This window comes from Kitasatospora xanthocidica (genome assembly GCF_014656195.1).
Classification (GTDB): Bacteria; Actinomycetota; Actinomycetes; order Streptomycetales; family Streptomycetaceae; genus Kitasatospora; species Kitasatospora xanthocidica.
The window spans coordinates 1-1,450 of the sequence record NZ_BNBY01000067.1; the positions used below are offsets into that span (position 1 = coordinate 1).

A 1,450-nucleotide genomic window follows, 5' to 3' on the forward strand; every position below is an offset into this window, starting at 1 on the left:
AGGCGGCCGCCCCTCACGCTTCGAGATGTCGAGTAACGAAGCTGAAGGAACGGCCGCTGGTGATGAGTCTCCCTGTGCAGTTGCCCGCCGTCGAGCAGTGGGGTGTGCTGTCCCGCTTTCGGATGGACTTCTACGAGTGCCTGTACACGCGCGCGGACGTGCTCTTCGAGCTCACCGACGCACTGCTGTGCACGGACGGGCCGGTCAGGACGCTGGTGGACTTGTCACTGGCGGCCGAGCACCGGCGTGGGCACGGTGCGATGTACGCCGCGCTGGATCGGGGCTGGCTCGAGCCCGCCCGACTGCGCCGCGCGCTGGCCGCCCTGCCGATCCCTCGCCTCGCTGACGGGCGCATCGCTCTGGCCGTCGATGTCTCGCAGTGGCTCCGTCCCGACGCTCCCACCAGCGATGACCGCCTGTTCTGCCATGTCTACGGGCGCGGCCGGAGCGCGGACCAGCTGATCCCCGGCTGGCCCTACTCCTTCGTCGCCGCCCTGGAGACCGGCCGCACCTCCTGGACCGCGCTGCTGGACGCGGTCCGGCTGGGACCGGCCGACGACGCCACCGCGGTGACCGCCGACCAACTTCGCGAGGTCACCGGCCGCCTGATCGACGCCGGGCACTGGCGGTCTGGCGACCCGGACATCCTGCTCGTCATGGACGCCGGCTACGACGTCACCCGCCTGGCCCATCTCCTGTCCGACCTGCCCGTCGAGCTCATAGGCCGACTGCGTTCGGACCGGGTCATGCTCCGGGATGCAGGCGAGCCCCGCTCCACACCCAAGGGCGGACGCCCACGCAAGCACGGCAGGGCCTTCACCTTCGCCAAGCCCGAGTCCTGGCACGAGCCCGACGCCATCACCTGCACCGAAACCACCCGCTACGGCAAGGCTGAGGCGAAGGCGTGGGACCGGATGCACCAGCGCCTGCAAAAGCGCGGGCCCTGGCTCGACCACGAAGGCGAAATCCCCATCACCCACGGCACGTTGGTCCGCCTCAAGGTCGATCACCTGCCCGGCGAACGCGAAGCGAAGCCGCTGTGGCTATGGTCCTCTGCCACCGGCGTCGATACCGTCCATCTGGACCGGATCTGGCGTACCTTTCTGCGCAGATTCGACCTTGAGCACACCTTCCGCCTACTCAAGGGCACCCTCGGCTGGACGGCGCCGCACTTCCGCGCACCGGACACCGCCGACCTTTGGACCTGGCTGGTCATCGTCGCCCACACCCAGCTCCGCCTGGCCCGCCCACTCGCTGCCGATCTGCGCCGCCCTTGGGAACGCCCGTTGTCAGAAGCAAAGTTGACACCGGCCCGGGTCCGCAGAGGGTTCCGCAACATCCGCGTGAAGGTCCCCACTCCGGCCCGCGTGCCGAAACCCTCCCGACCCGGCCCCGGACGGCCACCGGGTTCGAAGAACCGCAACCCGGCACCCCGCCACGACGTCGGCAA

1 protein-coding gene is annotated in these 1,450 nt (G+C 69.7%); it reads left to right on the top strand.

The window, feature by feature from the left end:
* Positions 1-62 precede the first annotated feature (62 nt).
* Positions 63-1,450: NF041680 family putative transposase (locus IE332_RS40440; protein WP_189926888.1), on the top strand; the 1,388-nt coding region annotated here is incomplete at its 3' end.